Below are 20,978 nucleotides of genomic sequence, written 5' to 3' on the forward strand. Positions count from 1 at the left end.
ACGTCCGGCCGCTTCGATCACCACATCATCGTCCACAGGGCGCGCGGGCCGGCGAAGACCGTTTCGCGCAGATGGTTGCGGATCTGCCCCGTCACCGGGCACGAACAGTGCGCGGGCACACCCCGCGCGTCCACCCCGGCGTCCCGGCACAGCGCGATCGCCCGGCGCAGATGGAAGTCCTGGGTCACGACCACGAGCGTCGTCGCCCCGAATACCTCCCGGGCCCGGCGGCAGCTCGCCGCGGTGTCCATCCCCAGCCCGTCGTCGACGATCCGGTCGCCCGGAACACCGCGTGCGAGGAGGTAGGAGCGCATGACGGCCGGTTCGTCACCGGCATCCGCCGACCCGTTACCGGAGTCGATGATGTGTGCGGCGCGTCCGGATCGGAACACGTCGACCGCCGTGTCGAGCCGGCCCCGCACGTAGTCGCCCGGCCGGCCGTCGGACACGAGCGACCCGAGAACCAGCAACGTCGACCCCGGCGGCACGTCGTCCGGGCGGATGACACGACCGGAGGACACCACAGAGATCCAGGTCAGGGACACCGTGATGATCAATTCGATGACGATGGCCGCGGCGATCGCCGTCTTCGCGATCGGTCCTGCCGGTCGGTTCACGCGTTCACGGTAGCCCCGGCCGTCGGTAAGCGACCCCGGGAACATCCGCGATCCTGCGGCGTGGATAAAGTAACGCGCATCACGGCGCGGTCCGGTGCCATCGGGCGGGGGCCTCGACAGACCACACGATCCGTCCGACACTTGAATCCTTCTCTCCATACCTTGGGGACCAGAAACCGGGGAGGCCACCGCGATGCAGTACATGCCCGTCACCGAAGCGATGTTCCTGATCGCGGAAACCCGCGAACAGCCGATGCACGTCGGTGGCCTGCAGCTCTTCGAACCGCGCGAGGGGCAGTCCGCATCCGACCTGGCCGAGGAGGTCTTCGAGGTCTTCCACAACGGCACCGAGGTCAGTGACCTGTTCCGCAAGCGGCCCGCCTCGCCCGCCCCGATCATGGGCAACCTGTTCTGGACCCACGACGACGAGATCGACTTCGACTACCACGTGCGGCGCGTGGTGCTGCCCCGCCCCGGCCGCGTCCGTGAGCTGCTGCGGTACGTCTCGCTCAACCACGGCGCCCTCCTCGACCGCAACCGGCCGATGTGGGAGGTCCACATCATCGAGGGCCTCAACGACGGTCGGCTCGCGCTGTACACGAAGGTGCATCATTCGCTGGTCGACGGCGTGACCGCGCTGCGGATCCTGCAGCGCACCCTGTCCACCGACCCCGAGGACCGGTCGGGCCGTACCCCGTGGGCGCTGCACAGCAAGCCCCGGCCGGCCACGGAGAAGTCCGACGAGCATGCGGGCCGGATCCCGCTCATCTCCGGTCTGCTCGGGGCCGCGGGCGCGGCCGCCGACGTCGCCGGTCAGGTCGCCGGACTGGCGCCGGCAGCCGCCAAGATCGCCTGGTCCGCCCTCCGCGACGACGACTACGCCGCACCGCTGACCACCGCGCCGCGCACCCTGCTCGACGTGCCCATCGGCAGCGCCCGCCGCTTCGCCGGCGAGCAGTGGGAGCTGTCGCGGGTCAAGGCCGTCGCCAAGGCGCTGGACATCACACTCAACGACGTCGTGCTCGCCATGTGTTCGGGTGCGCTCCGCTCGTACCTGATCGATCAGGACGCGCTGCCCGATTCGTCGATGGTCGCGACGCTGCCGGTGTCGCTGCACACCGAGGGCGGCAAGGACGGCAACGCGATCACCGCCATCATGTGCAAGCTGGGCACCGAGCAGCCGGACCCGCAACAGCGCGTGCGCACCATCGTCGCCTCCACGAAGGAGGCCAAGAAGGTGGTGCGCGGTCTGGCGCCGCTGCAGCAGCTCGCGCTGGGCGCGGCCAATATCGCACCGCTGGCCCTGGCCGCGGTGCCCGGCTTCGTCCGGTACGTGCCACCGCAGTTCAACCTGATGATCAGCAATGTTCCGGGCCCCCGTGAGGAGATGTACTGGAACGGCGCCCGACTCACCGACGTGTACCCGGTGTCGGTGGTGATGGAGGGCCTGGCGCTCAACATCACGGTGACCTCGACCGCGAGCCACATGAACTTCGGCCTCATCGGCGCCCGCAAGGAACTGCCGAGCCTGCAGCGGCTGCTGACCCACCTCGGCACCGCGCTGGAGGAACTGGAGAAGCTGGCCGACGCCACCACACCGGCGAACTGACGCCGTGCCCACCACCGCGGCGGGCACCCACCGGCGTCGGGGCGTAATTTCTGTCACAAATACGCCTCCGTGAGCACCACCTGACTCGACAGTAAGTTACTCGCGAGTATCGTCTTTTCTGATCGCCACGCGGACCACGGCGGCTGGTTAGGTAAACCTTGGCAGCGCCGCGGAAGCGTGAGGTTTTACCGTTACTTGTAGTAGACGACGGTTCTGCGCACTCAGCCCTGCGCGCAGAACGCTGTGATCGACCAAGAGGAAGGCCGGTACGCGCCCGTGACTCCCATGACCGCAACGTTGGGCACAATCGGTGTACTGCTCAGCCTGGGATGCTGGTTCGCGTTCGTTCGCGGCGCCTTCGGCATCGTACGCACCATCCTGATCGGTCAGAGCGTGCCCAGCTCACGCTTCTTCCCGGTGCTCCCCCGCCTGTGGACGATGATCAAGGAATTCATCGCCCACACCCGCATGATCAAGTTCCGGACCGTCGGCATCGCCCACTGGCTGGTGATGATCGGCTTCCTCTGCGGCATGCTGCTGTTCTTCGAGGCGTACGGGCAGGCCATCAACCCCGAGTTCCACTGGCCGATCATCGGTGACACCTTCGGCTGGCACCTGTGGGACGAGATCCTGGGCATCGGCACTGTCGTCGGCATCGTCACGCTGATCGTGATCCGCCAGCTCAACCATCCGCGCATCCCCGAGCGCATCTCGCGTTTCTCCGGCTCGCGGTTCGTGCCCGCCTACACGATCGAGGCGATCGTCCTGGTCGAGGGCCTGGGCATGGTCTTCGTCAAGGCCGGCAAGATCGCCACCTACCACCACCACAACGCGGGCTCCGACTTCTTCACCATGCAGGTGGCCAAGCTGCTCCCGGCCAGCCCCAACATGGTCGGCATCTTCGCGCTGATCAAGCTGCTCTCGGGCAGCCTCTTCCTGCTGCTGGTGGGCACCCACCTCAACTGGGGTGTGGCCTGGCACCGCTTCTCGGCGTTCTTCAACATCTACTTCAAGCGTGAGCAGGACGGCGGCGTCGCCCTCGGCGCGGCCAAGCCGATGATGAGCCAGGGCAAAGTCCTGGATCCGGAGACCGCCGACCCCGACGTCGACGCCTTCGGCGCCGGACGGGTCGAGGACTTCAGCTGGAAGGCCTGGCTCGACTTCACCACCTGCACCGAGTGCGGTCGCTGCCAGTCGCAGTGCCCCGCCTGGAACACCGGTAAGCCCCTCTCGCCCAAGCTGCTGATCATGTCGCTGCGCGACCACGGTATGGCCAAGGCGCCATACCTGCTGGCCGGTGGCAGCACCGACATGGGCGGTGAGGAGGTCGGTCTCCTCGACGCCGACGGCAAGCCCGACGAGGAGAAGCTGAACGCGATCCCGGCCGCGGCCCGTGCCGAGGCCGCCCGCAAGCTGGTCGGCGAATCCAAGGGCGCCACCGGCGGCGGCGAGCCCGTAGTCGCCGAGGACGGCGCCTTCGATCCGGAGGCACTCGGCGCTGTCATCGACACCGAAACCCTGTGGAGCTGCACCACCTGCGGCGCGTGCGTCGAACAGTGCCCCGTCGACATCGAGCATGTCGACCACATCCTCGATATGCGCCGCTACCAGGTGCTCATCGAATCGGACTTCCCCACCGAACTCGCCGGCATGTTCAAGAAGCTCGAGACCAAGGGCAATCCGTGGGGCCAGAACGCCGCCGCGCGGACCGCCTGGATCGACGAGATGGACATCGATATCCCCGTCTTCGGGCAGGACGTCGAATCGTTCGAGGGCTTCGAGTACCTGTTCTGGGTCGGTTGCGCCGGCGCCTACGAGGACCGGGCGAAGAAGACCACCAAGGCCGTCGCCGAACTCCTCGACATGGCTGCCGTCAACTTCCTGGTCCTCGGCCAGGGCGAGACCTGTACCGGTGACTCGGCCCGGCGTGCGGGCAACGAGTTCCTGTTCCAGATGCTGGCGCAGCAGAACATCGAGATGATGAACCAGGTGTTCGACACCGCGCCGGGTCAGCGCAAGAAGATCGTCGTCACCTGTGCCCACTGCTTCAACGCCCTGGGCAACGAGTACCCGCAGGTCGGCGGCACCTATGAGGTCGTCCACCACACCCAGCTCCTCAACCGCCTGGTGCGGGAGAAGCGGCTGGTGCCGGTCGCCCCGATCGGCGAGGGCGTCACCTACCACGACCCGTGCTACCTGGGCCGCCACAACAAGGTGTACGACGCGCCGCGTGAGCTGATGGCCGCGTCGGGCTCCACCCTCACCGAGATGCCGCGTCACGGCGAACGGTCCATGTGCTGTGGCGCCGGCGGTGCCCGCATGTGGATGGAGGAGCAGATCGGTAAGCGCATCAACGTCGACCGTGTCGACGAGGCGCTCGGCGTGCTGGAGACCGCCCCGCAGGAAGTCAAGAAGGTCGCCACCGGCTGCCCGTTCTGCCGCGTCATGCTCACCGACGGCGTCACCGCCCGCACCGCGGGCACCGAGCTCGAGGACAAGATCGAGGTCGTCGACGTCGCGCAGATGCTGCTCGAATCGGTCAAGCGCGGCGACCCGGTCGAGGTCAAGCGCGGCGGCAAGTTCCTGCACCCGTCGGCGCCCGCCCCCGAACCGGAACCCGAGCCCGAACCGGAGCCGGTGAAGGTCATCGAGAAGGCTGCCCCGGCCGCCGCCTCCGGCGGTGCCGCCAAGCCCAAGGTCGGCCTGGGCATGAAGGGCGGCATGAAGAAGCCGGGTGGGGCGAAAGCCGCCGCCCCGGCCGCCGAGGCCGCACCCGCCACCGAGGCCAAGCCCGCGGCCAAGGGCTTCGGCATGAAGGGCGGCATGAAAAAGCCGGGCGGCGCCAAGCCGGCCGCCACTGCCGCACCAGCCGCCGAGGCGCCCGAAGCCGAGAAGAAGCCCGCAGCCAAGGGCTTCGGCATGAAAGGTGGCATCAAGAAGCCCGGCGCCGCCAAACCCGCCGCTGCGGCTCCCGAGGCCGCTCCCGCGACCGAGGCCCCCGCGGCCGAAAAGAAACCCGCAGCCAAGGGCTTCGGCATGAAGAGCGGCATCAAGAAGCCCGGCGCTGCCAAGCCTGCCGCTGCGTCGGCACCCGCCGCCGAGGCTCCGGCCGTCGAGACACCCGCCGTCGAGACACCCGCCGTCGAAGCTCCGGCTGCAGCCGCCACCACCGACGCCGGTACAGCCAAGGCCAAGGGCTTCGGCATGGCCGCGGGTAAGAAGCGACCGGGTGCCAAGCCTGTTGCGAAACCAGCCGTCGCCGAACCCGCCGGTGATGTCGAGGAGATCGCCGAGACCGAAGCGGCTGTGGAGGCCGCCGCACCTGCGGTGACCGAAACGATCGCACCTGCGGTGACCGAGGCCGGCGCGGCGAAGGCCAAGGGGTTCGGCATGGCCGCCGGCAAGAAACGCCCCGGCGCCAAAGCCGCTCCCGACGCCAAGCCGGCCCCGGTCCCGGCACCTGAGCCCGAAACGGCCGAGCCGGAGCTCCCCGAAGCAGAGCCTGCCGAGCCGGAAGTCGTCGAAGCAGAAGAACCCGCGGCACAGTCCCCCGACGGTGACGCCCGCACCATTGCCGAGACGGGCGCAGCCAAAGCCAAGGGCTTCGGCATGGCTGCCGGCAAGAAACGCCCCGGCCACCACTGACGCCCTCGCGGGTTGAGGTGCCAAGAGCCGCTAGGCGATGAGCCTCGAAACCTGGTGAGACGACATTGTTCTCTCACCGGGTTTCGAGGCTCGTCGCTTGCGCTCCTCGCGCCTCAACCGGCGAAGGGTTGAGCGGGGAATGTGAAACGCATTTGCGCAGGGCTGTCACAATTGAACTCGTGAGTAGACCCCATGTATCGCACCTCAACCAGAACCTGAAGCCACTGGAGCAGTCGCAGAAGCTGCAGAACGTCTGCTACGAGATCAGGGGTCCGGTACACGCGCACGCTGCGCGGCTGGAGGCCGAGGGGCATCGCATCCTCAAACTGAACATCGGCAATCCGGCGCTGTTCGGTTTCGAGGCTCCCGACGTGATCATGCGCGACATGATCCACGCCCTGCCGTATTCGCAGGGCTACTCCGAGTCGTCGGGTGTGCTGTCGGCCCGGCGCGCGGTGGTGACCCGGTACGAGCTCATCCCCGACTTCCCGTACTTCGACGTCGACGACGTCATCCTGGGCAACGGCGTGTCCGAGCTGATCACGATGACGATGCAGGCCCTGCTCAACGACGGCGACGAGGTGCTGATCCCGGCCCCCGACTATCCGCTGTGGACGGCGATGACCTCGCTGGCCGGTGGCAGCCCGGTGCACTACAAGTGCGACGAGGCCAACGACTGGAACCCCGACATCGCCGACATCGCGTCGAAGATCACCGACCGCACCAAGGCGATCGTCGTGATCAACCCCAACAACCCGACGGGTGCGGTGTATTCGCGGGAGATCCTGCAGCAGCTCGTCGACCTGGCCCGCGAGCATTCGCTGCTGATCCTGGCCGACGAGATCTACGACAAGATCCTCTACGACGACGCCGAGCACATCAACATCGCCTCGCTGGCCCCGGACCTGCTGTGCCTGACGTTCAACGGGCTGTCGAAGGCCTACCGGGTATGTGGCTACCGCGCGGGCTGGGTGGTGCTCACCGGGCCGAAGGATCACGCCGCGGGCTTCATCGAGGGCCTGGGCATTCTGGCGTCGACGCGGTTGTGCGCGAACGTGCCCGGCCAGCACGCCATCCAGGTGGCCCTGGGCGGCTATCAGAGCATCGAGGCGCTCATCGAGCCCGGCGGCCGGCTGTACGAGCAGCGCAATGTCACCTGGGACAAGCTCAACGAGATCCCCGGCGTGAGCTGCGTGAAGCCGATGGGTGCGTTGTACGCCTTCCCGTCGCTGGACCCGAATGTGCACGAGATCCACAACGACGAGCTGTTCGTGCAGGATCTGCTGCTGCAGGAGAAGATCCTGGTGGTCCAGGGCACCGGCTTCAACATGTCCGACCACAACCACTTCCGCATCGTGACGTTGCCGTGGTCGCGGGATCTGACCGAGGCGATCGAGCGGATCGGCAACTTCCTGTCGTCGTACCGGCAGTAACCGGGAAGACCCCCACCTTTCCCTCCGCAGGTTGAGGTGCACCTCCGCTGGTTGAGGTGCGAGGAGCGCAAGCGACGAGCCTCGAAACCTCGCGAGATGGCAGTGTCCTCTCACCAGGTTTCGAGGCTCGGTCACTGGGCGACCTCGCACCTCAACCGGCGAGGTCGGCGGCTTTCGGGACAGCGAGGTCGGCGGCCTTCGGATCGGAATCGGCGGTACTCGAATCCCGGCCACGGGGCGCTCCGCGGAGCAGGCCCACGGCGGCGACGGCGGCGCCGGCCGTGACGGCGACAGCCACCCACACCGCGCTGTGCAGCCCGTCGACGAAGACCCGTCGCACGATGTCTTCCAGCCCGGCCGAAACCGGCTCCGGCGACTGCCGGGCCACCTCGACACCGGTCATCACCGAGTCCTGAGCGATGTGCACGGGACCCGCGGGAACACCGAGACCGGTGAGGCGGTCACCCACGGTCGAGGCGTACACCGAGGTGAGCACCGATCCGAGCACGGCGACCCCCAGGGTGCCACCGAGTTCGCGGGTGGTGTCGTTGACGGCCGAACCGGCGCCGGCCTGCTCCGGCGAGAGCGCGTCCACGATCATCTGCGTGCACGGGCCGGAGATGAACGCCAGACCCACGGCCATCAGCGTCATCGCCTCGATGATGAGTGTCCAGTAGCCAGAATCCGGGGTCGCGAACTCCACGAGCGCGAACCCTGCGGAGAAGGACAACGCTCCGGTCACCGTCACGAGCCGGGGACCGAACCGGTGCGACAGGCTCATCGCGATCGGCGAGAACACGGCCATCACGATCGCGAAAGGCAGTGTGCGCAAACCTGATTCGAGAGGACCATAACCCTTGACGGCCTGGAAGTACTGGGTGATCAGGAAGATGAACCCGAACAGGGCGAAGAACGCGACGCTGATCATCGCCGCCGCTGTGGCGAAGTAGCGGTTGGTGAACAACCGGACGTCGAGAATCGGGTGGGCGGTGGCGAGTTCCCGGCGCACGAACAACGCGACCACCGCGGCGGCCACCGCGAGCCCGCCGATGGTCCGGGCATCGGTCCAGCCGAAGTGGGGAGCCTCGATCATCGTGTAGGTCAGCAGGCCGATACCGATGATCGACAGGATCAGACCTGTTGTGTCGAAACGTGATACCGACACCGCAGCAGTAGGCCGAACCGCCAGGAGAACAACGGCCGCGGCGACCACGGCGAGCGGAACGTTCACCCAGAACACCGAGGACCAGGAGAAGTGTTCGAGCAGCCAGCCCCCGAGCACCGGGCCGATCGCCACCGAAACACCGGATGTGGCTGCCCAGATACCCACCGCCGCAGCACGTTCGGATGGCTTGGTGAAGATGGCGGTGACGATCGCCAGCGTCGCCGGGAACACCAGTGCGGCGAAGACGCCCAGTCCGGCTCGGGCGGCGATCAATTGGCCGAGACTTCCGGCGAACCCGGCGAGTATCGAGACGCCGGCGAACCCGGCGATACCGGTCAGCAGCATCCGCCGGTGACCGAACCGGTCACCGAGATAGCCGCCGGTCAGCAGCAGACCGGCGAAGACCAGCGTGTACGCGTCGACGATCCATTGCAGGCCGGAGATTCCGGCGCCCAAGTCGCGGGCCATCGTCGGCAGCGCGACGTTGACGATCGAGTTGTCCACCCCCACAAGCAGTTCCGAAAAGCACAGAGCTGCCAGCGCGAGCCACCGCGAAGTAGTAGGTTGCACTGTTTTCCCTCTTCCAGGTTGTCGAATGCCGGGTTGTCGAAGTGGTGTGCAGCGCCGGGACACCACGAGTCCGATAGAACGTCGACCTACTGTTGTAGTACGTCGTTCTATTCAAGAAGAACACTGTTCTAGTAGACTTGTCAACATGTCACCCCAGAAAGCCGCGCGGACACCCGCCACGGAGATACGCACCAACCTCCTCGCGGCGGGCAGGCGGATCCTCGAACGCGACGGCGAGCCGGCGCTCACCGTGCGGGCGGTCGCCAAGGAGGCGGGGGTGGCTCCGATGGGCGTCTACAACCACTTCGACGGCAAGGACGGACTGCTGAACGCACTGGTCAGCGATGGTTTCGACGAGTTCGCGGGGGTCGTCACCGCCATCGACGCCGATCCCGCCGAACGGCTACGCAACTGTGGCCGCAACTACCGCCGGTTCGCGCTGGCCAACCCCAACCTGTACAATCTGATGTTCTCCGCCGAGTGCGAGGCCGACGACGAGGTGGCCGCCCGCTCGTTCGGGGTGCTCGCCGACATCGTGCGCTACGGCCAGGGTGTCGGCTCGATCCGTCCCGGGGATGCGGTGGATCTGGCCGCGCAGATCTGGGCATGCGTCCACGGTGCGGTCGCGTTGGAGTTGACCGGAGCGTATCCGCCGTTCATCGACGCCACCGACCTGTACGAGCACGTCCTCGATCTGGTCGCGCGGGGCGTGGCGCCGTCCTGACCAAAACCCCACCGATACGCCCCGGCCTCGCAATTATTGTGATGCCGGGGCGCATCGGTGGGGTTCAGGACGACTGCTGGAAGTTGAGGTAGGCCTTCGACGGTGTCGGACCCCGCTGACCCTGATATTTGGACCCGACGGCGGCACTGCCGTACGGATTCTCGGCGGGGCTGGTGAGCCGCAGCAGGCACAACTGGCCGATCTTCATGCCCGGCCACAGCGTGATCGGCAGGTTCGCCACGTTGGACAGTTCCAGCGTGATGTGCCCGGAGAAACCGGGGTCGATGAAGCCGGCCGTCGAGTGGGTGAGCAGGCCGAGCCGGCCCAGCGACGACTTGCCTTCGAGCCGGCCCGCGAGATAGTCGGGAAGGGTGCACACCTCGAGCGTCGAGCCGAGCACGAACTCGCCCGGATGCAGCACGAACGGCTCGCCCTCGGACGGTTCGACGAGTGTGGTCAGTTCGTCCTGGCGTTGCGCCGGGTCGATGTGGGTGTAGCGGGTGTTGTTGAAGACGCGGAACAGGGAGTCGAGCCGCACATCGATGCTCGACGGCTGCACCAGCTTCTCGTCGAACGGTTCGACCGCCAGGCGGCCCTCGGCGAGTTCGGCACGGATGTCGCGGTCGGAAAGCAGCACATCAGAGAGGTTATCGGACCGCGGGCCCCGCATGGGGCATCGCCCGGCCGAATGACCGTCCACCGCCGCGGCCGTATCGTGGCCGGTATGAACGCGCTCAGGCGACTGATGGTGTGCACCGTGCTCGGCACGTTCGCGACAACCGCGGTGGCGTGCGGCTCCTCCGGTGACTCGGCCGATCTCGACCGCTCGTCTACGATGATCGCCTACACGCACGAGGACGGTTCGACGGCACCGCAGTTCCACAAGGAGTATCAGATCGTCGTCGCCGACGGCATCGCCACACTCAACCTGGGTGGCTACGGCGCGCTGTCGGGTCAGGCGAACCCCGACGTCACCACCACCAAACCGGTCGATGACAAGGTGTGGAAGAAGCTGGTGGACGGCGTCGGCAAGCTGCCCGGGAAGTCACCCGACAACAAGCCGTGCCCGGGTGCGGGGACCGCGAGCGTCAAGATCACCTCGAACGGCGACAACATCAAGGATGTGACCGTCTCCGGCTGTGATACCGCCGACGACGCGAAGAAACTCTCCACATTCATCGCGCCCGTCGAGTCGCTGTTCGACATGAAGACCTACCTGGGCGGGTAGCGCCTACCCCCAGTAGGTCACGAGCGGCCAGGCCACCAGGAAGACCGTCACCAGACAGATCAGGGTGATCGGGACGCCGAATCTCACGAAGGTGCGGGTGGTGTACTGGCCGGGTTCCATCACCATCAGGTTGGACTGATGGCTGTACGGGTTGACGAACGTGAACGAGATGCACGTGCCGATCAGCGTCAGCAGCAGCACCGGGCTCAGGTCGGCCGACGATGCGATCGTCAGCGCGACCGGGGTGAGGATACTGGCGGCCGCGGCGTTGGTGACGCAATTGGTGAGCACCGTGGTGCCGACGGCCAGGACCGCGATCATCAGCGGGATGTTGCCGGACCCGAGTGACAGGATCGCGTCCGAGATATGTTCGGCGAGGCCGCTTTCCACCACGATCACACCGAGGCCGATCGACCCGGCAATGATGGCGAGGATGTTCCAGTCCAGGGCCCGGACCGCCGAACGCGGGGTGAGGACCCCGCCCAGCACCATCAACGTCGCGCCGCAGCCCGCGGCCAGCGCGACGTCGACGAGACTGAAGCTGGCGGCGACGATGACGCCGACGAGGATGCCCATCGCCAGCCATGTCTTGCCCGGTTGCGGTGCCTTCCCGGCGACGTTCTGCCACAGACTCACGAACTCGTGCTTCTCCAGCACCGCGCTGGAGGCGACCGACACGTAGCAGACGGTGCCCGGCTCGGCGGGGGTGTCGCGGAAGCGGTGCCGTGTTTCGGCGGCCACCACCAGCAGATCCTCGTCGTCCTGCAGGTCGCGGACCGAACCCGGGTTCTCGGTGCCGATGGTGACAGCGAACAGGTGCAGCGGCGCCAGCCCGAACCGCGGCGACGCCCACAACATCCGCACCCCGAGTTCGGTGGCCCGGTACACCATCAGGTCGCCGCCCTCGATGGGGCTGTCGAGGGCCACCGGCTGCCCCCAGCGCCGGATCTCGATGAGTTCGAACTCCGCGGTCTTGTGCATGCCGATCTGGGTGGCGGTGCGGCCGATACCGACGGCCTTGCCGGAGACGGGGATCTCGGCGCGCCAGGTGAGGGCCCGTTCCTTGTGCCGCGGCCTGCCTTTCAGCAGGCGCCGGGACAGCAGGATCACGGCCAGCCAGCCGACGAGCGCGACGGGCAGTGCGATCGGCACGAACGAGAACATGCTCAGATTCACCCCTGCCGACGCCGCGAACCCGGCGATGATCAGGTTGGAGCTGGTGCCGATCAGCGTCGTCGACCCGGCGAGCGTGGTCGCGTGTGCGACCGGCAGCAGCACGCTGCGCGCGGGAATCCCGGCACGCTGCTGCACCTCCTTGGTGGCGGGGATGAGCATCGCGACGATCGGGGTGGTGTTGATCAGCGACGAGATCAGCCCGACGGGCGGGATGAGCCGCACCAGCATCCGCGTCGGGCTCGTCGCCGTCGACAGCAGTCTGAACGTCACCCGCGACACGACCCCCGTCGACAGCACGCCCTTGGCGATGACCAGCATCGCGGCGATGGTGATGACGCCGCTGTTGCTCAGTCCCGCGAACAGTTGTGCCGGTGTCGCGATACCGATGACACCGGCGACCAGCAGCGCGACGATCAGCGCCAGCACCGCCGGAACCCGGCCGCTGGTCATCGCCACCAGGGTCACCACCACGAGGACTGCCGCCACGATCGCCACGACTGTCTATTGTGCGGCATCTGAACGGTCGGTGAACACCGGGCGAACACCGGGGTATGGCAACCGCATGCTCGCGGCACCCCCTGCTCGCAGTGGTTGAGGACTTGCTACTCTGTGTCTTGCGTCTCGCGACGCACGCCGATGTAGTTCAATGGCAGAACATCAGCTTCCCAAGTTGGTCAGAAGCATCTCAGCACGATTCAGCCTGTGTCATAAAAGGCTTGTCTACGTGCATCTTTCGCCTCATTGCGTCTCGTCGTGATTCAGCACCGATCAGCGCGTGTTGTGACATCGACGTGACATCGACGCCCGCTGTCAGCTGCGGAAACCGAACACACTTTCGGATTTGGGAGTGACCTGTCTTACAGTCATCTCGTAAGCAATGCGAACGACACCCAGGAGGACGACATGACCAAGAAGCTGACTGCCGCAGAAGCCGCAGAACTCGCCGACACCGACGCCAAGCAGTTCCGTGTGTACCTGCGTGCGACCGAGGCGCCGAAGGACCCTGAGACAGGCCGGTACGCGTTCACGCGGCAACAGGCGACGCAGCACGCGAAGCGTTACCGCGAGTGGCGCGCCGCACGCATCAAAGCTGCGGCTGAGAAGCTGGCGAATACGCCGTCCATCGCGTCACAGGTCAAGGAAGTTCGCACGCGTCTCGCTCTGCCTGCACAGCGCAACATCAACGCAGCCATCCGCAGCCTGCTCGAGTCGCACGAGTCAGACGCCATCACGACTGAGCAGGTCGATGCGCTGGTGAACGCAGACGACTGACACACCCGCTCCAAAAGAGGCCCCAGGATCGCTCCTGCGGGCCTTTTTGGTGGTCGCATGAGTCAGCGCACGCAGACGACCACACCACCGCGTCACGGCTGCGCTGAGCGCCACGCAGACACGAGTGCCATCAGCCTGTGCTCACGCTGGAACCTCAGCATCGTGAACGCGTCCCGCATCTGCGGATCAGCGAGGGCTTCCAGCGGCAATCCTGCGCCTGTGGGTAATTTGCCCTCTGAGGCTGTCCGTGACGCGCTTTCCCGACGTTCGCGTGTGATCTGTCGCAACGGGCGATCGAGCAGCGTACGGGCGTTCTCAGGCATCGGTATGTACTGCCCAGCTGGTGATGTCGTGCGTATGTCTGCGGCTGCAGCTCGTTTCCGCGCTGATGTCGTGCTGATACCGAGCTGTGCAGCCAGTTCTGGCAGCAGCATTTGCCGCCTCCTTGGGTGAGGGTTTATCGCTGGTATTTGTTCCCGAACTCGTCGTAACGAGTGAAGTCGTCATCGCCGAGCAAGAATGGATGAACTGGGTCCACACCCGCGTCGTCATTGTGTGCGTGTGGGATTGTTGAAATAGTGGACGCTTGCCCGCGCTTTCTCACATTGCCACACACCGCCTGTAGGTCGCGGATTTCACCGGGCCGATACAGAGCTCGTTTGTCGTCTGCGCGATTCAGTGTCTCACCATATTCGCCTGCGTTACGTGAAACGATCGCGCCCGAGCCTCTGTCATTCCATCTGAGAATCGCTGATCTGACAACATCTTTCAAGATTTCGATGTCGGTATCGTCGAGGTCTGGGTCTGGCTGCTTCAGGCACGGCGCGACTACCTGCGCACGCGCCCAAGCGGTCGCAATCATCGCCTGTGCTGCGTCGTTGCCGAGCGTGGAATCGAACGTCTGTAGGTCGGCGACTGAGATAGGAGCTTGCATTACAACACCTTTCGAGGATGCCCACACCAGCCCTGTTGAGTTGACTGCTCGGGCTGGTGTGGGCTGTCAATCAGTGGTCCTCGTGATACTGATTGACGGTCTGGGGTTGATCAGTCGTCGGCAGCGACGCCGATGCTCAGCTTCGCCAGGCGGTCAGCGTGAACGACTGCGTGGCCGCAGCGAGTCACCACGCGATACACAACCGCATCCTCGTAGAAACGCGCATCGGTCGACTGCGCAACGTCAACAGTCGAGGTTGCCGAGACGATGTTCGAGGGGTCAACGATCAGACCTGAATTGGCTGGCATGAAAGGACTTACGATCATCTGGAGTCCGAGAATCGGGCTCGTCGGTGTGGACGTTGCGGGCGACAGGAGACCGACATTGCTGGCTGCCACGTCCGTCTTCAGGCGGAACAAAGCCGCCTTTGCCAGCGGATCCACCAGCAGCACACGGGGATTGGCGAAGTTGGCTTCCAGCTGACTGATCAGGTCCACGAGCGGGTCGAGGTCCGAGACCAGCGGGTCACCCTCGATGATTCCCAGCGTATTCAGAATGCCGACGCTGGGCGCGATTTCACCCACACCAGGGGCCGCCTGCGTGAGGAGTGCCTGATCCAGCTTGCGCACGATGTCACGCTTGAGCGATGCCGCGATCTGCGCGGGAGTCGTTCCTTGAGAAGCCTGTTCGTTGCTGATCGCCGAGGTGACAGCGATCTTGCGGGTCTGAAGTACGACCTCATCGAGTGACGGTTCGACCTCGGGAATCGTCGCGCCTTCAGGCACGAAATCCGCGCTCTTGCTGTCGGTTACGACAGGAACTCGGATCGAGGGCTGGTCACCCTGAATCGACCCGACGACAGTTGTCAGCGAGTTGTACAGGGCATCGCCGAGGACATCGGTGAATACGTGCGAGGACACCTGATCAGGCGACCAGCTGCCGGGCGCGTTGGTGTTGTTGGTCTGGACGGGCATTTGTAAAACCTTCGGTTACGGACGAGAAAGGGCCTCGTCCTGAGTTGATGAATTCCACGTCACAGGCGATATGCGACGACAAACGACAAACGCGGAATTCAATTGTCAGAACGAGACCCTGAGACAGTTTCCCGTCACGAAGCTAACATAGTTTCCTAATCCAACAATCCAGAGACTAGACGTTGAAAAACTATCCTATGAAGTTCGATACAGACGACATTACATGAAAGCGACTCACTATCCGAACCCCTCGATATTCACACCATTCCTCGAAGGTTCGATTATTCTTCTGGATATTGCAACCCAGATGAGCACAGATCGCATTCTCCCGCGTGTGACTACCCCCTCGGGTTACTGGCAGCAGATGGTCTAACGACGGGGAATGGGGGTGGGGGTATTCGACAGTGGGATCAGTCGGCTCACCACACAGCCCACACAGCCAATCGTCTCTGATGAATACTTCCTCACGCTGGAAAACCTCACACTCGGCACCCTTTATAAGCTTTTTGCGCCTGATGTTACGGGCATACAGAGCAGCCCGCACTTCAGGACGGGCGTAGTACTCGCGTTTCTGAGCACGTATCGCGTCACGATTCTGGGCTCGATACTCCTGCCTGTGGGCACGTATCGCGTCCCGATTCTGGTCGCGGTATTCTTTGCGCTTTGCTTTGGCTTCGGGGGTAGACGCTCTGGCTCGTTGCGCTGCCTTACGCTCGGGTGTCTGGTTGTACACCTTTCGCCTTGCCTTGCGGTCTGGCGTCTGGTTGTACGCTCGCTGACGAGCGCAGACCTGTTCACGGTTGGTGAGGTAGTATCCCTGACTATAGTTTTGCTTGTTCGCTTTTACGTCCTCCCGATTCCGATATTCCTTGCGTCGGGATTTCCATTCGGGGGTCGATTGTCGTGCTTTCTCACATTCCCTGCACCGCCACCTGTCGGTATTCGGGTAATACTTCTTTTCATGTCCTCGCTTACACCGAGGAATATCAGTCGTTGTCGTCATGTATTCAATTTAAGAGAGCTGTTCTCGCTGCCTCAGTGCGTCCGTGGCGTCCTAACGCGTGCGTCCTGCGTGATCACTGCACAGACTCACAAAAGACGCTGAGAAACGAGCTCAGCGCCTTCTGTAGTGCTTATTTCTTAATAAGTTCTTGGCACTCGTCAACGGCTTTGGCGCCAACGCCTACCGCCAGCCAAACCGGCGCACGAGGGGGCTGCCCCCCTGCCTGCTTACCTGCCAAAAGCTTGAACCCAAGAATCGTCACTGCCCGAGCCTCCTGATTCCTGCTATTGTGTGGGAGCCGCGAACGGTGCGCGTGTCTGATCAATGCCAAACTCGTCGCGTGCCTGCTTGATCGCTGCGTCCACCTTGCCAGCGTCGACCATTCCATCCTCGCCGAGCAGGTCATCCACACCAACCCCGACTGCGGTCAGTAGCTTTCGATTCAATCCCGCAGCGTCACAAATCCGAGACACTTCACGTTCGTGCATTCCAGCCACGACCGCCTGCAGCCGATCCCGCTCGGATTCAGCAGCTGCCAACCTCTGCCTGTACTTGCTCGGCTGCTTGCTGCCATCCTTGCCGGCGTCGCTTTCATCCTTGCCGGCGTCGCTTTCACCAGAAGCGTCTGAGGTCGATTCTGCGCTGTTTTCCGCGCCGTTCGGTGTCGTTACGCGTTCATCGTTCGTTGTTGCGTCTGTGGACGCCTCAGTGCTGTCCTTGGTGCTGTCGTGCGTCGACTTCGTGTCTGTCATCGCGTCGTTCCCTCGTTGCTTTCGATCTGATCAATCAGGTTGTTGCATGTCTCGATGGCTGCACGCCTCAGACTGGATAGCTGTTGCTTGAGCTGTTCATTCTCTCGCCGTGCTGCGTTGCGTTCTCCCCGCAGCTGGATCACGAGCGCACGTTCTGCACGGAGTGCTTTCATTCCCTGCGGGCCGAGGGGTTCATCCTCGACCCCTGCCTGGGTCTCGCCCCCTGCCCCGTCTGCGTTACCCCTCCCCCTGGTCATTCCGCACCCCCCGGGGTATCGGAATCCACTACGCGTGCGGAGCTGACAAAGTATGAGTGTGTTTCCTCGTTGCGAGGTTCGACCACGAACTTCCCTTGGGATACAGGGATTTCCACACGACCAGGTCTGATCGCTGCGTCGTCGGTTTCGATCAATGGGGCGGGGAGTATTCCCGATCGGATTTCACCGACGGTGCCTGATGTGTCCACACCGCCCCGCGTGTTTGGATAATCGACAAAGCCATACTCGATATCTTCGAGCAGCTCGTCCAAGGGATTCTTCATTGCGCCTGCCTTTCCTTCGAGGCGCAGAACAGGACGAGCCAGGAAAAGGATGTCACATCGCGTAACAGAGCAACGCGGCTTGTTCACCCACCCAGGAGAACCGTTGCGAACTCGTCCTGTTCTGCTAGTTTTCATATTACGCGAATACGACTTCCGTACGCGCGTGCGTATGTGCGCCCGCCCGCGTATGCGCGCCCGGCCGGACGTGACGATTGTCATTGCTGTGTGCACATTGCTGAATGACAAATGACAATTGACAAAACCAGTGACAATGCAAAAGGTGTCCCTACCTGCCTGTTTATTGATTGTCAAACCAAAATATATACAGACACACACGCGAGCGCGGTTTTGTCAATTGTCAATTGTCATCGCTCATTGTGCACACACAAATGACAATCGAGTGACAATTCAGCCTGCCATTTCCACGTCCCCATCGCGGCCTAGAACCGACCAGATCGCTTCGCCGTCTGATGTCCTGCGTGCCTGCCCGTGGAATCCCAGATCACCCAGGGCCTTCCATGCCCGATCGAGGGTAGATTCCGAGTATGGCGTGAACTCCTGCTCCTCCATGATTTCCGTATGAGAGTCGATGACCTCGGTCCGTTTTGTCGGCCCATTATCGAGAAGAAAAGCGTGCAGCCAGTCCTGAGCCTTTGGTCGCTTAGGCTTGCTGCTTTCCTGCCCTCGCTCCTGTGCACGTTTGCGTCCCAGTGCGATTCTCAGCGCTTCCTCGACACCGATGTCGGATTCACCTTCCCAGCAGACTGCGGGAATCCCGACCTCCTGCCCTTCAATGCGGAGGGTGTGGAGTTGCGGTTTGAACCTCTGCGGCTTGGGCTTGCGAACCAGGTTCGACTTGTGGACCTCGATAATTCGGGCCTCGTCGTCGGTGTTGTTGGGATCGGCGACCACCATGATCGTTGCGCGGGCGATGTACGACCATGCACGATTGCCGCCCATGAGTTTTGCCGGGTCGGTCGATTCCAGCTTGGTGAAGTGCTTGATTCCCAGCAGCGCCACACCTGTATCCTCGGCCATGTCGATAATCGGAATCAGTGCGTCACGCAGCGGCTCTTCCTTCTCGACGTTGGTATCGCCGAGCACGCCTGAGATCGGATCCAGGACAATCAAACCGATGTTCTTTTCTCGGATGATTTTCCGGATGAGTTCGAGGCTTTTTACGACGTTCACGTACGCACGTCGCGAGCCTGGCGGGCGGAATCGGAATACCTTCGACATGTCCGCGCCGTTCGCAACCAAGCGGGGCTTGATAGTGCTCTCCCACGAGTCCTCAGCAGCGATATAAAGCACGCCTTTCGCCTGCCCTCGATACTCGCCATCAAATCGCCCACGTGTCACCTCAGCGCTTGCCCAGAGGCACACCGAGGATTTCATGCTTTCCTCGTATCCCGCAATGAGGGACAGATCACCGAGCGGCAGCCAGTCCTGCCACAGCCAACGCTGTAGGGTCATTTCACCCTCGTCCGCAGATTCCACGATGTATTCCTCGTCTTCCATGTCCCCGGATATGTCGTCCTCATTGGCTGGTGTGGTGTCCTTCTGTAGCTTGGTGTCATAACAGACCCCGATTTGTTTTGGCAGCCCGCCCGGGTACCGGTCGTATTTGTCGAGTCCGGGTTCGTAACTGTCCATCAGCCACAACGTCTCGGGCAGGGAATAGCCTTCTTCCACACACAGCGCGACAGTTGCATAAGTGCGCTTGCCTCGGCCTGTACCGTCGCCGGTCACGGTGTCACGCAGCGCCCGACCGAGTTTGGATGCCTTTCTTGGCACCTGAGCGGGCTTCTGGGCGTCTATCGCGTGCGACGCCGACTGTCGTGTGCGTACGTGATCCTGGGCGCTTACGGCCGCGTACAGGGCCGCGACATCACAGCGAACTGTCGGCCGTCGTTCGATGACCTCGACCATTGGCGGTTTTGCGTGTTTGAAGTTGAAAGTGCCTGGCACGCGGAACAAGTCATTGTCCGCCTTCTTGTCATTCCCACACCCGACGGTTTCCCCGATGCCTTTGCAAACCTCGTGCAGTTGTTCGGAGGATTCCAGATCAACACGCCAGAAGCGCTGGGTGTGGCCTGGTGTTCCCGACTGGATTGTGATTGTCGGCGGGAATTCTTCAAAGAACGACGCATCAACCACCGGGCTGTCTTGGTCGAGCCAGGCCCAGGGACGCTTTACCGCGTTCCCGAGGCTGCGCTTGTCGGTACGCATGACGTTGGGGCAGTAGAAGCAATGGTGATCGGGCGCGTACTGCTCGAGCGTACTGATGACCTGAGCCTTCTCGGCCGGCCACTGGAATTTCTTGATGATCCAGCGTTTGCCCTCGGGGTCATCCTTGTGTTTGAACTCGAGGAACGCGTACCCTTTGGTGCGGCCCCATATCTTGTTCAGGTGGCTTTTAGCCCGCGCTATTTTTGGATTAAGCATACCTCTCCAACTTTATTCAGCTGGGTGAGGCTGTTCTGTTGATTACATTACCTGATTGCGCCCGTATTTTGCGTATGTAGTCGACATGATGTAATATATTCATATAACCTCACCCAAAGGGGAAAGGCCCGCGTGATCTGTCCGACCATGCGGGCCTTTCTTTGGTTTAGCTATGCTGCACCGTCGATGACTTCTTGAATTGCGCTCTCGGGAATCCGACGACGCTGCCCGATCTTGAATGATCGGATCTTTCCCGTACTCATCCATCGGACCATTGTCGAACGCGAGACCCCGAACATCTCGCACACCTGCGGAACTGTGTACAGCTTTTCCGGCATTTGTTGTTTCTCCTTTCGCTGTGATTCAACAATGACACAAGCGCTCTCAATAGCTGCCCGCCCTGAGCGTTCCTCTGCGGTCCATATATGCGTTCTGCACGCGATTACTGCACGACGCATGAAAGAGGCGACAGCGGACGACTCAGCGCCCACTGCCGCCCTCTGAATCACGCGTCGATGACCACGCGGTATGAATGCTCGTTGGAACACTCGACGTCGAGGATGAGAATGTCTTCCTCGTCATCGTCTATTACATTGGCAAACTTCCCGCAGACAATCGGGTCGCCGCAGGGACACTTACCCAAGGCATCTCGTAAGTTCCGAGCAATATCTGCCAGCCCGACCCGGTATTCCAGGATATCCACTCGATCGTTGCGCAGACGCTCGAAGGCCTCCTGCACCTGCTCGTGTACGTCTGTCATGTCGTCGCCTCCTGTGTCGTGGTGAACCAAATACGCCGCGTTCTGCGTCGTGATGACCACGGTAGCGGCTGTGTTGTCCAGAGTCAAGGAACGTGGTATTTGTGTTGTCGTGAAGCAAACGAGGAAAGGG

Annotated in this window: 17 protein-coding genes; 6 read left to right on the forward strand and 11 right to left on the reverse strand. The window is 63.2% G+C overall.

Annotated features, from left to right (window positions below):
* Window positions 1-17: 17 nt before the first annotated feature.
* Window positions 18-617 (reverse strand): SanA/YdcF family protein, encoded by a 600-nt coding sequence (locus tag GOAMR_RS16130; RefSeq protein WP_244427434.1) that lies wholly within the window; start codon window positions 615-617, stop codon window positions 18-20.
* A 193-nt stretch (window positions 618-810) separates the two neighbouring features.
* Between GOAMR_RS16130 and GOAMR_RS16135 the strand changes: the two genes are divergently transcribed.
* The 3 genes from GOAMR_RS16135 (at window position 811) to GOAMR_RS16145 (ending at window position 7,304) form a co-directional block, all read left to right on the forward strand.
* The gene (locus tag GOAMR_RS16135) at window positions 811-2,226 is read left to right on the forward strand and encodes a WS/DGAT/MGAT family O-acyltransferase (protein WP_005190173.1); all 1,416 of its coding nucleotides are present in this window, start codon (window positions 811-813) and stop codon (window positions 2,224-2,226) included.
* Window positions 2,227-2,511: 285 nt separating this feature from the next.
* Window positions 2,512-5,871, forward strand: coding sequence for a (Fe-S)-binding protein (locus GOAMR_RS16140; RefSeq protein ID WP_085949074.1), 3,360 nt, complete (start codon window positions 2,512-2,514; stop codon window positions 5,869-5,871).
* 179 nt (window positions 5,872-6,050) lie between these two features.
* Complete coding sequence (locus GOAMR_RS16145; protein WP_040515544.1) at window positions 6,051-7,304, forward strand: pyridoxal phosphate-dependent aminotransferase; 1,254 nt, start codon at window positions 6,051-6,053, stop codon at window positions 7,302-7,304.
* A 151-nt stretch (window positions 7,305-7,455) separates the two neighbouring features.
* On the opposite strand, the gene GOAMR_RS16150 is transcribed toward GOAMR_RS16145, so the two are convergent.
* The gene (locus GOAMR_RS16150) at window positions 7,456-9,039 is read right to left on the reverse strand and encodes an MFS transporter (protein ID WP_040515545.1); all 1,584 of its coding nucleotides are present in this window, start codon (window positions 9,037-9,039) and stop codon (window positions 7,456-7,458) included.
* A gap of 145 nt (window positions 9,040-9,184) precedes the next feature.
* Here GOAMR_RS16150 and GOAMR_RS16155 point away from each other — a divergent pair, with 145 nt between their 5' ends.
* Window positions 9,185-9,763, forward strand: coding sequence for a TetR/AcrR family transcriptional regulator (locus GOAMR_RS16155; protein WP_005190185.1), 579 nt, complete (start codon window positions 9,185-9,187; stop codon window positions 9,761-9,763).
* Window positions 9,764-9,827: 64 nt separating this feature from the next.
* Here the strand turns inward: GOAMR_RS16155 and dcd are convergent, their stop codons facing one another.
* Window positions 9,828-10,400 carry a dCTP deaminase gene (dcd, locus tag GOAMR_RS16160; protein ID WP_040515546.1) on the reverse strand — a complete coding sequence of 191 codons (573 nt, stop codon included), beginning with the start codon at window positions 10,398-10,400 and terminating at the stop codon, window positions 9,828-9,830.
* 87 nt (window positions 10,401-10,487) lie between these two features.
* Here dcd and GOAMR_RS16165 point away from each other — a divergent pair, with 87 nt between their 5' ends.
* Window positions 10,488-10,991, forward strand: coding sequence for a hypothetical protein (locus GOAMR_RS16165; RefSeq protein WP_138943775.1), 504 nt, complete (start codon window positions 10,488-10,490; stop codon window positions 10,989-10,991).
* Between the two features lie 3 nt (window positions 10,992-10,994).
* On the opposite strand, the gene GOAMR_RS16170 is transcribed toward GOAMR_RS16165, so the two are convergent.
* Window positions 10,995-12,662, reverse strand: coding sequence for an SLC13 family permease (locus GOAMR_RS16170; protein ID WP_005190192.1), 1,668 nt, complete (start codon window positions 12,660-12,662; stop codon window positions 10,995-10,997).
* A gap of 408 nt (window positions 12,663-13,070) precedes the next feature.
* On the opposite strand from GOAMR_RS16170, the gene GOAMR_RS16175 reads away from it, so the two are divergent.
* The gene (locus GOAMR_RS16175; protein ID WP_005190194.1) at window positions 13,071-13,439 is read left to right on the forward strand and encodes a hypothetical protein; all 369 of its coding nucleotides are present in this window, start codon (window positions 13,071-13,073) and stop codon (window positions 13,437-13,439) included.
* Between the two features lie 457 nt (window positions 13,440-13,896).
* Here GOAMR_RS16175 and GOAMR_RS24275 read toward each other — a convergent pair whose 3' ends face one another.
* From GOAMR_RS24275 to GOAMR_RS16200, 7 genes are all read right to left on the reverse strand, one after another.
* The gene (locus GOAMR_RS24275; RefSeq protein WP_005190199.1) at window positions 13,897-14,373 is read right to left on the reverse strand and encodes a hypothetical protein; all 477 of its coding nucleotides are present in this window, start codon (window positions 14,371-14,373) and stop codon (window positions 13,897-13,899) included.
* 110 nt (window positions 14,374-14,483) lie between these two features.
* The gene (locus GOAMR_RS16185; RefSeq protein WP_005190201.1) at window positions 14,484-15,347 is read right to left on the reverse strand and encodes a phage major capsid protein; all 864 of its coding nucleotides are present in this window, start codon (window positions 15,345-15,347) and stop codon (window positions 14,484-14,486) included.
* A 1,287-nt stretch (window positions 15,348-16,634) separates the two neighbouring features.
* On the reverse strand, window positions 16,635-17,102 hold the full coding sequence (locus GOAMR_RS16190) for a hypothetical protein (protein WP_005190205.1): 468 nt from the start codon (window positions 17,100-17,102) through the stop codon (window positions 16,635-16,637).
* A gap of 253 nt (window positions 17,103-17,355) precedes the next feature.
* Window positions 17,356-17,643, reverse strand: a complete 288-nt coding sequence (locus tag GOAMR_RS24860; RefSeq protein WP_005190210.1) for a hypothetical protein — start codon at window positions 17,641-17,643, stop codon at window positions 17,356-17,358.
* 408 nt (window positions 17,644-18,051) lie between these two features.
* Entirely contained in the window at window positions 18,052-20,088 is a 2,037-nt protein-coding gene (locus GOAMR_RS16195) for an AAA family ATPase (RefSeq protein ID WP_005190213.1), read from the reverse strand.
* A 170-nt stretch (window positions 20,089-20,258) separates the two neighbouring features.
* A complete protein-coding gene (locus GOAMR_RS25915; protein ID WP_373278779.1) occupies window positions 20,259-20,546 on the reverse strand; it encodes a helix-turn-helix domain-containing protein in 288 nt (95 codons plus the stop codon).
* Window positions 20,547-20,593: 47 nt separating this feature from the next.
* On the reverse strand, window positions 20,594-20,908 hold the full coding sequence (locus GOAMR_RS16200) for a hypothetical protein (RefSeq protein WP_040515547.1): 315 nt from the start codon (window positions 20,906-20,908) through the stop codon (window positions 20,594-20,596).
* Window positions 20,909-20,978 lie beyond the last annotated feature (70 nt).

Origin of the sequence: Gordonia amarae NBRC 15530 (genome assembly GCF_000241345.1) — a bacterium.
GTDB lineage: Bacteria > Actinomycetota > Actinomycetes > Mycobacteriales > Mycobacteriaceae > Gordonia > Gordonia amarae.

Bases quoted from the DNA above. Each gene is read 5' to 3' on its own strand.
- GOAMR_RS24275 (WP_005190199.1), bottom strand. From the start codon at position 14,373: ATGCAAGCTCCTATCTCAGTCGCCGACCTACAGACGTTCGATTCCACG.
- GOAMR_RS25915 (WP_373278779.1), bottom strand. From the start codon at position 20,546: ATGCGTCGTGCAGTAATCGCGTGCAGAACGCATATATGGACCGCAGAG.
- GOAMR_RS16185 (WP_005190201.1), bottom strand. From the start codon at position 15,347: ATGCCCGTCCAGACCAACAACACCAACGCGCCCGGCAGCTGGTCGCCT.
- GOAMR_RS16175 (WP_005190194.1), top strand. From the start codon at position 13,071: ATGACCAAGAAGCTGACTGCCGCAGAAGCCGCAGAACTCGCCGACACC.
- GOAMR_RS16190 (WP_005190205.1), bottom strand. From the start codon at position 17,102: ATGACAGACACGAAGTCGACGCACGACAGCACCAAGGACAGCACTGAG.
- GOAMR_RS16155 (WP_005190185.1), top strand. From the start codon at position 9,185: ATGTCACCCCAGAAAGCCGCGCGGACACCCGCCACGGAGATACGCACC.
- GOAMR_RS16165 (WP_138943775.1), top strand. From the start codon at position 10,488: ATGAACGCGCTCAGGCGACTGATGGTGTGCACCGTGCTCGGCACGTTC.
- GOAMR_RS16140 (WP_085949074.1), top strand. From the start codon at position 2,512: ATGACCGCAACGTTGGGCACAATCGGTGTACTGCTCAGCCTGGGATGC.
- GOAMR_RS24860 (WP_005190210.1), bottom strand. From the start codon at position 17,643: ATGAAGAATCCCTTGGACGAGCTGCTCGAAGATATCGAGTATGGCTTT.
- GOAMR_RS16135 (WP_005190173.1), top strand. From the start codon at position 811: ATGCAGTACATGCCCGTCACCGAAGCGATGTTCCTGATCGCGGAAACC.
- GOAMR_RS16195 (WP_005190213.1), bottom strand. From the start codon at position 20,088: ATGCTTAATCCAAAAATAGCGCGGGCTAAAAGCCACCTGAACAAGATA.